6 protein-coding genes and 1 tRNA gene are annotated in these 10,223 nt (G+C 34.6%); 5 read left to right on the top strand and 2 right to left on the bottom strand.

Going from position 1 to position 10,223, the window contains the following annotated elements; translation table 11 throughout:
* Nucleotides 1-98 precede the first annotated feature (98 nt).
* A tRNA-Met gene (locus EA412_09205) sits at nt 99-172 on the bottom strand.
* A gap of 112 nt (nt 173-284) precedes the next feature.
* On the opposite strand from EA412_09205, the gene recG reads away from it, so the two are divergent.
* Both recG and EA412_09195 read left to right on the top strand, forming a co-directional pair.
* Nucleotides 285-2,402 carry an ATP-dependent DNA helicase RecG gene (gene recG, locus EA412_09200; protein TVR78323.1) on the top strand — a complete coding sequence of 706 codons (2,118 nt, stop codon included), beginning with the start codon at nt 285-287 and terminating at the stop codon, nt 2,400-2,402.
* Between the two features lie 48 nt (nt 2,403-2,450).
* On the top strand, nt 2,451-3,560 hold the full coding sequence (locus EA412_09195; protein ID TVR78322.1) for a DUF4837 family protein: 1,110 nt from the start codon (nt 2,451-2,453) through the stop codon (nt 3,558-3,560).
* A 75-nt stretch (nt 3,561-3,635) separates the two neighbouring features.
* On the opposite strand, the gene EA412_09190 is transcribed toward EA412_09195, so the two are convergent.
* Nucleotides 3,636-5,015 (bottom strand): hypothetical protein, encoded by a 1,380-nt coding sequence (locus EA412_09190; protein ID TVR78321.1) that lies wholly within the window; start codon nt 5,013-5,015, stop codon nt 3,636-3,638.
* A 164-nt stretch (nt 5,016-5,179) separates the two neighbouring features.
* Here EA412_09190 and EA412_09185 point away from each other — a divergent pair, with 164 nt between their 5' ends.
* The 3 genes from EA412_09185 to EA412_09175 are packed head-to-tail and all read left to right on the top strand — an operon-like array spanning nt 5,180 to nt 10,223.
* The gene (locus tag EA412_09185; protein ID TVR78320.1) at nt 5,180-8,746 is read left to right on the top strand and encodes a PAS domain S-box protein; all 3,567 of its coding nucleotides are present in this window, start codon (nt 5,180-5,182) and stop codon (nt 8,744-8,746) included.
* 5 nt (nt 8,747-8,751) lie between these two features.
* On the top strand, nt 8,752-9,186 hold the full coding sequence (locus tag EA412_09180) for a response regulator (protein TVR78325.1): 435 nt from the start codon (nt 8,752-8,754) through the stop codon (nt 9,184-9,186).
* Nucleotides 9,186-10,223 (top strand): PAS domain S-box protein, encoded by a 1,038-nt coding sequence (locus EA412_09175; GenBank protein TVR78319.1) that lies wholly within the window; start codon nt 9,186-9,188, stop codon nt 10,221-10,223. Before EA412_09180 ends, EA412_09175 begins: the two co-directional genes overlap by 1 nt.

The raw sequence follows: 10,223 nt of genomic DNA, 5'->3' as shown, positions 1-10,223 counted from the left end.
TAAATTATCTTTTATCCACGCTCTTCCCTTTCCACTTTTTAATGCTTTTTCTCTTAGTAAGGATTCGTTTCTTGAAGAAGGAGTTTTTGAAAAAAAAGTGGGCCCACCAGGACTCGAACCTGGGACCAACGGATTATGAGTCCGCTGCTCTAACCAACTGAGCTATGGGCCCTTGAAACGGAACACAAAAGTAATTTTTTTTAATGAAATTACTATTCTTTTTTAAAAGTTTTTCTTCTATGCCACAAAGGTTTTAATAACTTTGATAGATTTAAAAAAATTAAATGAAAGGGTTTGTTTCTAAAAATCTGCAAAGTTCTATCGAATACCTCAAGGGAGTAGGCCCGCATAAAGCAGATATTTTAAAAAAAGAAATTCAAGTCTTTTCCTTTGAAGATCTGCTTTTTTACTTTCCCTATAAATATATTGACAAAACCAGATATTACAGCATCAGAGAGCTGTCCGGCTTGCAGCATCCCGTTCAGTTTAAAGGTCAGATAGTTCAAATGAATGTTATTGGAATGGGTCGTAAACAAAGACTCTCCGCTATAGTGAGTGATGGCAGCGGTCAGGCTGAGCTGCTTTGGTTTAAAGGAGTGAAATGGTGGGCCGGAAAATTAAAACCCGGTACGAATTATGCTTTTTTTGGGAAGCCGAATGTTTTTAAGGGTAAAGTCAGTGTCGCACACCCGGAAGTCGAAACAGACTTGCAAAACCAAACACCCAAATCAATCTGGCAACCGGTTTATAACACCACAGACAAAATGAAACGACATGGTCTGGACTCTAAACAAATTGAAGTTCTGATAAAAACGATTTTTGAAAATGTAAACCAAAATGATATTTTAGAGACTCTCCCCGAATATATGATTCAAAAATTCAACTTACCTAATAAGTATGAAGCGTTAAAACATAAGCACTTTCCAACTGACTTATCCCTCGCTGAAAGAGCTACAAAAAGGCTGAAGTATGAAGAATTGTTTTACAATCAATTTCGGTCTCTTTTTTCAAAACACATAAGAAAAGTACATTTTAAAGGGCATGTTTTTAAAGAATTGGGTGATACTTTTAATCAATTTTATGAGAATAATCTGCCTTTTGAACTAACAAATGCTCAAAAAAGAGTCATAAAAGAAATTCGAAAAGATTTTCTTACCGGTCAACAGATGAACAGGCTTTTGCAGGGAGATGTGGGAAGCGGCAAAACATTGGTAGCCCTAATGGTCATGCTCATTGCAATTGACAACGGATATCAAAGCTGCATAATGGCTCCAACAGAAATACTGGCTAAGCAACACTTTTTAAGCCTGCAGGAATTTTTAAAAGGATTGCCACTTAAAACAGTGGTGCTTACCGGCAGCACTAAAAGCAAAGAAAAAAAGCAGATAAAAACGCTTCTGGAAAATGGTGATATCGATTTACTCATAGGCACGCACGCTTTAATTGAAGACAGCGTAATTTTTAAAAACCTGGGACTGGTTGTTATAGATGAACAACACCGCTTTGGAGTTGCACAAAGAGCAAAACTCTGGAGAAAAAATGATCCTCCGCCTCATATTTTGGTAATGACTGCCACACCCATTCCCCGTACACTTGCTTTAACACAGTATGGCGAGCTGGATGTATCCATGATAGACGAACTACCACCCGGTCGGAAAGAAATCAGCACTTTTCATGCAACTGATGGGGAACGTTTGAAACTTTTCGGATTTATGAAAAGAGAAATTGAAAAAGGCCGGCAAATTTACGTGGTATATCCGTTAATTAAAGAGTCGGAAAAAATGGATTATAAAGATTTAGAAGATGGGTTTGAAAGCATCAGTCGCGCATTTCCACTTCCGGAGTATCAGGTAGGTATAATACATGGTCAAATGAAAGCGGAAACCAAAGATTACGAAATGAAACGTTTTGCAGAAGGACATTCCCAAATTCTGGTAGCCACGACAGTAATTGAAGTAGGTGTAAATGTGCCTAATGCCAGTGTTATGGTAATTGAAAGTGCTGAGCGTTTTGGACTTTCACAGCTGCATCAGCTAAGGGGAAGAGTCGGTCGGGGAGCAGAAAAATCATACTGTATTTTAATGACTAAAGATGACTTATCTCAGGATGCCAGGAAACGAATTCAAACAATGACTCAAACTACAGATGGCTTTAAAATTGCAGAAGCAGACCTGGAGTTGAGAGGCGGTGGAGATTTAGATGGAACCCGGCAAAGCGGTGCGGCCTCATGGATACAGGTAAATCTTTCTGAAGATTATCCGATTCTGAAAACAGCCAGAGACATGGCAGAAATAATTATGGAAAAAGATCCTTTATTGAAAGATAAAAGTAATCAAACGATAAGATGGGTTATATCTAAAACTTATCGGGAGCAGGAAATCGACTGGAGTAAAATATCTTAATATACATTTTTAAATAAAATTTCCGTTTACCTTATTAAAGAATATAAAATGAATTCATTTTTAGAAAAAACAAAACCTATTCAAAATATCTTTCGACTCAGTCTGTTTTGCAGTTTGATTATACTTATGGTTGCCTGTGAAGAAGATGAGGCAAGCAGATTGGGAATGCTGCCTCCGGCTCACGGATCGAATGATGAAATTTTGGTTATAGCAGACAGCAGAGCGTGGGCAATGAATCATAAGGAAGTTGCTGAGGCTGTGTTTAAACGGGATTTTATTGGTTTGCCGCAGATAGAACCTGTTTTTGACATGCGACATGTGAGCTATGATGAGTTTAGTAATTTATTCAGACGAATTAGAAATATAGTTTTCATTGCCACTCAGGATGAAAATACAGAAATGGCTCAGTTTATCCGCAGAAACATTTCTGAAAGCAATAGCAGTAATATTTTAGAAAATCCCGACTTTTTGTACTTTTTTAAGCGGGAAGTCTGGGCAAAGCCTCAATTGGTTTTATTTTTCTTTCCAAAAAACAGAGAAACTCTTGCAGAACTTATGGAAAATCAGGCAGATAATATTATTTCCCTAATTCAGGAGCATGAGCTAAAAAGATACCGGGCATTGACTTTCTTTAAAGAAAAACAACCTCGTTTAATGAATGATATTCACAAAAATACCGGTATAAAAATGCAGATTCCCGGGGAATTTCTAACTGCTAAAACCGATGAACAATCCTATTACTGGTTGCGTAGAGACATAGATGATGCAAGCATGCATTTATTTATTTATGGAAAAGACGTATCCCGGGACACATTAGGGCGAAATCCGGGAATTCATCTGCGTGATGAGTTAGGTAAATTTGTCGAAACCCCCACCCCGGGAGCTTTCATGAAAACTGAGCATAACCTCCGACATTTTGAAACGGAAATTCAAATCAATAATAAAAATATAATGGTTACCAGAGGGCTTTGGCGCATGGAAAATGATTTTATGGGCGGTCCATTTTTAAACTATACCTGGTTTGATGAGTCCAAAAACAAAATTTATATGGTAGATGGCTTTGTTTATGCTCCGGCAGTTAGAAAAAGAAAGTATGTACGTAAATTAGAAGCCATTTTATCTACGATTGACTTTGAAGAAGTTGTCGCTAACTTGTAAAAAATCTTGATTTTGGGTGACCCATTGCACAAAACAGGCCTGTGAGATATAAGACACTTTTATCCCTCCCAACCACTACAAAGTAGTCATATCATTCAAAGGAATTATTTTTTCAACTTTGTTTTTACTGATAAAGTGTTTCAAAATGCTTTTTATATCTCTGTTTTCTTCCATCAGCTGAATGCAATCCCGCAAATCTTCTATACTCCTTACATAGTTTTTATCCGCATAACCATAACCTTTAAAAACTCCATTTTCAACTAAAACACAACTCATTTCCTCCTCCGATCTTCCTTTATCAATAAGCACAGCATCCGGCAAATCATATTCAAGTGTAGCAATTAGCTTTTCTGCACGGCGGTTATAGCTTTCAGACTTTTCTTTTTGTTTCATGGCACCCAAACAATTACCCATTGAAAAGTGAATGCAACTCTTACTGCAATCGCCCACTCCGCAAAGTCCGTAACAAAGTTCAAAAGCTTCACATAATTGCAACATTCTTTTCCCGGCCTCCATTTTAGAAGCAAATAATGCTATTGGCTTTTTCGCTGAATCGGTTTTTCCAAAGGTAAAATGTATATACCCAAACAAATCAACACTACTGTATATGGCAAAGGGATAGTTTTCTTTCCTTCGCGCACGATTATAGCGGGGCTGAAACCTTTTTATTTCTCCTGATTCCTTTATCAGAGATACCAACTCTGAGCCAGTCAGTTCATAATCTATTGAGTGAATCTCCTGTTGCATAAGTATTGTCCGCTCAGATTTGCTGAGCCTCAAATGAGTTAAAACTCTTTTTTTAATGTTTTTGCTCTTGCCGATATAAATAATCTCATCCTTCTCATTCCGAAAATAATAAATACCTGTTTTTTCCGGTAAGTGATTAATTTCCTGATAATAAGTTTTTGATTCTAAGCCCGAGAAATACTTATAAGAAGTGACAGTTTGAGTCTTCATCTTCGGCTCAAGCTTTAAAAGCTTTTCAAATAGTGCAACGGTAGCCAATGCATCACCGGCCGCCCTATGTCTGTCGTGTACAGAAATTCCAAGACTGGAGCATAATTTACCTAAAGAGTAAGAGGGTAAACCGGGAAATAGCTGTCTGCTTTTTCTAACTGTGCATATCTTTTCCCTTGAAAACACATAACCGAGTTCTTTAAATTCCTTGCAAATAAAACTGTAATCATAATTAACATTATGAGCAACAAAAATATTCCCCTCGGTAATTTCAACTATCTGCTTGGCTATTTCAAAAAACCTCGGTGCATCGGCAACCATTTCCTCAGTAATGCCGGTCAAAAAACTTATATATCTTGGAATTTCCGTCTCCGGATTTACCAGACTTATAAACTCATCAATAATTTTTTGGCCATCGTGTTTATAAACAGCAATTTCGGTTATTTTTCCTGTACTATGATTCCCACCGGTCGTTTCAATATCTATTATGCAATACAAGCTATACTTTTTATTTGAAAAACTTTCTTAAAAGTAAAACAGAATTATCGATTTTCAAAAAAGCAAGAAACACAAAGAATAGCTATAGAAAATATTTAGAAAATTAGTATAATCCTAAAAAACAATTTCAATTTTTTAAACTTTTAATTTATATATTGTGTAAAATGACTAACTTTAATAATTGGTTTGAGATAACTTCTTTAAAAATGACTAGAACTAATACATACATTCAAAGTAGAAACACTTTGCAGGCATATAATATACTAGACACTTTGCCTGAAAAAGAGTATGATAACATAACTGAGTTGATCGCGCATATTTGTAATGTACCTATTTCCTTTGTTAGTTTACTTGATACTGAAAGACAATTTTTTAAGTCCGGCTATGGAATAGATATAAATGAAACACCCATTGAACATTCTTTTTGCAAACATGCAGTAAAAAGCCCTGATGATATTTTCATCGTTTTAAATGCAAGAAAAGACAACCGATTCAAAAACAACCCTTTAGTTACCGGAAAGCCAAATTTTGTATTTTATGCCGGAGTTCCTTTAATTACTCCCCGGGGAAATCCAATAGGTACATTATGTGTGGTTGATAATAAAGAAAAAAAGATAAACGATTATCAAAAAAGAGCTTTAAAGAACTTAGCAAATCAGGTTGTTGCACTATTAGAATTAAGGAAAAGTCGTTTAGACATTAAAAATTCAAAACTAAAGTATGAAACCCTTTTTCGAAGCAGCCCTCAGGCTGTATTACTTTTCAGTTATGAAGAAAATAAATTTTTAGATGCTAATGCTGCTGCCAAAAAGCTATTTGGTTTCTCCGCAAATGAAATAAAAAAAATGGGTTTAGCCGAAATAGGTTTACAAAAACTTTCTCAAGAAACTTTAGATTTATCAAATCTCAAACAAAAAGAGCTCCATACACTTTTAGTCGGTGACCAAAAAGTAGTGAAAGTAGAAATCACTACAAGCGAACTACTCCTTGAAGGAAAAAAATGTTGCCTGATGGTATGTAATGACAGAACAGAACAAATAATTCAGGAAAATCGCAAAAAAATCGTAGATGCTATCAGTAATATTTTCAACCGGGAAAAAACAATTAAAGGCTGTTTAAAAAAGCTTTTACAATATATATACAAATTTGGCGAATTCAATCTGACTGAAATTTGGTTAACAGATTCAACTTCCTCAAAACTTTTACAAGCAGCTACGTTTACAAACACAACTGTTGGCTACACATTTTATGCAAAAAGTCAGTCTGTAAAAAGCTTTTTTCGGGGAGAAGGATTGCCCGGAACCGTTTGGGAAACTAAAAAGTCTAATATTTGGGATAATGTAGATAAAAAAAACTTATTCATTCGAAAAAAAGCTGCTCAAAAATCCGGGCTGACTAAAGTGTTTGGCATACCCCTTTTTCACAACAAAGAGATTATAGGTGTTTTGGTATGCGGCATTGAAAAGTCTAATAGATTATACCCATATTTTACTGATGTATTAAAGCAAATGGGAAATTTTATTGGTTCTGAAATAATTCGTAAACAATCCGAGATCGAACTAAACAGCTTTTTTCAACATTCACCTGACATCTTGGCTATAGCAGGTCCGGAAGGACACTTTAGAAAAGTTAACCCGGCTTTTACAAAGCTGATGGGATATACAGATATTGAATTAACTTCTCAACCATTTGAAAACTTTGTCTTTTCAACAGACACAAAAGATACCCTAAAAGAATTTAAAGAAACAATAAGTGGAGAAAGGCACTCTAACAACTTTGTCAATCGCTATATCACTAAATCCGGAGATATAAAATGGATTGCATGGAGTTCATCTGACCTAATCCGAGAGGAAGGGCTTGCATTTTGTTACGGAAGGGATATAACCGAACAGAAAAACATGCAGAATTTATTAGACAATGCTAATAAGTTAGCCAGAATTGGCAGTTGGGAAGTAGATTTGGTTAAAAACACAGTTTACTGGTCAGACATAACCAGGCAAATCCATGAAGTAGATGATGATTTTGTGCCGGACACTACAAACACCATAGGTTTTTATAAAGAAAACTATCAGAAAACCATCAATAAAATTTTTACTGATTGCATTGAAAATAAGAAGCCTATTGACTTTGAAATGCCCATAATCACCGCTAAAAAAAGAGAAGTCTGGATAAGAATAATTGGTCGCGCTGAATATGAAAACAATAAATGTGTTAAGCTAAGCGGAAGTTTTCAGGATATAAATCAAAAAAAAAAGGCGGAAATTGAGTTAAAAACCATTTTAAATGAAAAAAATACGATACTGGAAAGTATCAAAGACGGCTTCTTTACAATTGACAAAAACTGGATGATAACCTACTGGAATAGAGAAGCAGAAAAAATCTTAAGAGTTAAACGACAAAATATTTTAGGTGAAAATCTCTGGGAAGTTTTTTCAGATTCTGAAGAACTCAGCTTTTTCAAAAAATATCAAAAAGCAATGAAATCCGGAGTGGTTGTTCATTTTGAAGAGTTTTATCCCTCATTGAATATTTGGATGGAGTTAAGCATTTACCCTTCAAAAAAAGGACTTTCTACGTATTTTAAAAATATAACTACCCGAAAAATAGCGGAAGAAAAGTTACGTCAAAGCAATGAACGCTTTGAAATTGCAGCAGAAGCAACTAATGATGCAATCTGGGACTGGGATTTTAAAAAGAAAACCCTGAGTTGGGGAAAAGGATTTGAAACGCTTTTTGGATATAAAATTGAAGACCATAAGCCTAATTTAAAAACCTGGACAGACAGAATACATCCTGAAGACTTGGAAAGAGTGATAGGCAACCTTAATGAAGTAATACAATTGAATGACGAAAAACATTTTGAAGCAGAATACCGCTTTAAAAAATCCAATGAATCATATGCATATGTAGTAGACAGAGGTATTGTTGTTCGAAACAAATCAAACGAGGTAGAAAGAATGATTGGGGCAATGACAGATATAACTTTCAGAAAAAATTATGAAAAAAAACTCCGAAGTCTGAATGTAAAGCTTCGAAATCATTCAAGAGAGCTTCAAATTTCCAATGCTGAGCTGGAACAATTTGCCTACATTGCGTCTCACGATCTTCAGGAGCCATTAAGAATGGTTACTCGCTTTTTATCCCAATTGGAAAAAAAATATAACGATAAATTAGATGAAAAAGCTCGTCAGTATATCTTTTTTGCTGTAGATGGAGCTAAGAGAATGCGACAAATTATTCTGGATCTCCTGCATTTTTCAAGAGTTGGCCGATTAAACGAAATAAAAGAAGCCGTAAACATAAATAAAATCATAGATGATTATTCAACTCTGAGAAAAGAGTTAATAGGTCAAAAGGCTGTTACTTTAATCAAAAATAAACTACCTGAAATTTACAGCTTCAAAACCCCTGTAACTCAAATTTTCCATAACCTAATTGACAATTCTATAAAATATAGTAGGGAAAAAGTGAAACCTATTATAGAAATAAACAGTAAAGAAGAAGATGAATATTGGGAATTCTCAGTAAAAGATAATGGCATTGGCATTGAAGAGGAATATTTTGAAAAGATATTTATTATTTTTCAGCGACTTCATGACAAAGAGGAATATAGTGGAACCGGTATGGGTCTGGCCATTGTAAAAAAGATTATTGATAATATGGGAGGTAAAATTCGAGTTGAATCAACACCGAATGAAGGAAGTACATTTTACTTTACCTTAAAAAAATAATGATTATGAAGAGCGCTCACATACTTCTTGTAGAAGATAATGAAGGAGATATAATTTTAACTATTGAAGCTCTGGAAGAAAGAAAAATCATCAATAGAGTAGATGTTGTAAAAAACGGGAAGGAAGCTTTGGATTATTTATTTCAAAAAGGTAAATATGTTAATCAACAAGCACCCGATTTGATTCTGCTCGACGTGAATTTACCTAAAAAAAATGGTCACGAAGTATTAGAAGTCATTAAAAGTAATAAAAAAACAAAAAAAATACCGGTTATTATGCTAACCACATCTTCCTCTAAAACCGATATAGATTTGTCTTATGAGCATCATGCAAACTGCTACATCACAAAGCCTGTCGAAATGAGTGAATTCCTGAGTGCTATTTATACTATAGAAGATTTTTGGTTTCAGCTTGTTAAACTTCCAAAAGGAAACGCTTAATGACATTTCAAGAGAATGTATATAAAATCTTAGTGGTAGAAGACAACCCGGGAGATTTTCTGCTTGTAGAAGAATATATTGAAGAGTATATGCCGAACGCAGAAATTACTCATGTAAAAAAGTTTAAAGAGTGCCTGAATAAGCTCGATAATAAAAACTATTTTTTTGATATTATTTTGCTGGATCTCTCACTCCCGGATGTTACTAAAGAAATCATTACACAAAAAGCCGGACTTATAAGTGAAATTACTCCTGTAATAATCTTAACCGGCTATACAGATTTAGATTTTGCAACAAATTCATTGTCTTTAGGATTTTCAGATTATCTAATTAAAGATACTATCAATGCTTTGATTTTGTACAAAAGCATTCTTTACGCATTGGAAAGACATCGCTTTGTTCAGTCTTTACGTGAATCTGAAAAAAGGTATGTGAATTTATTTCATTCAAGTCCTGCTCCAATGTGGGTAAGTGATGCAAAAACAAAAGGCTTCTTAGACGTAAACAAAGCTACCATTAAACACTATGGCTATACCAAAGAAGAATTTCTGGAAATGACTGAAAGTGACATTAAGCCTAAGGACAATTTACTTTTTAAAAAATTGAAAATAAAACCTGCCATCAGAAATAACCTGCTGACTATTGAGCCGATCTGCCACCAAAAGAAAGATAAAAGCATCATTTTTGTTGAAATTATCAAAAACAGCATACATTTTAAAGATAAAAAAGCTGAAATAGTCATTGCCACAGATGTAACAGAGAGGACTTTTCATTTAAAAGAAATAGACCAACAAAATAGTAGATTACGTGAAATAGCCTGGACACAATCGCATGTCGTAAGAGCCCCTGTAGCCAGACTATTAGGCTTGGTAGATCTATTAAAAACAAATATGATTAAAGATTCTGAAAGAGAAAAAGTATTGGAACTTTTATATGCCTCCGCATCAGACATAGACAATATAACTAAAGATATAGTTGAAAAATCTCAGGTTGTCTTAAAATCAGATTTACCGAATTATCCGGAAACAAAAAAATAG

The sequence above is a fragment of the Chitinophagaceae bacterium genome, from assembly GCA_007695095.1.
Lineage (GTDB): Bacteria > Bacteroidota > Bacteroidia > Chitinophagales > REEL01 > REEL01.
The sequence above is the reverse complement of the archived record's forward strand: the minus strand, read 5'-3'. Positions and strand labels throughout refer to the sequence as shown.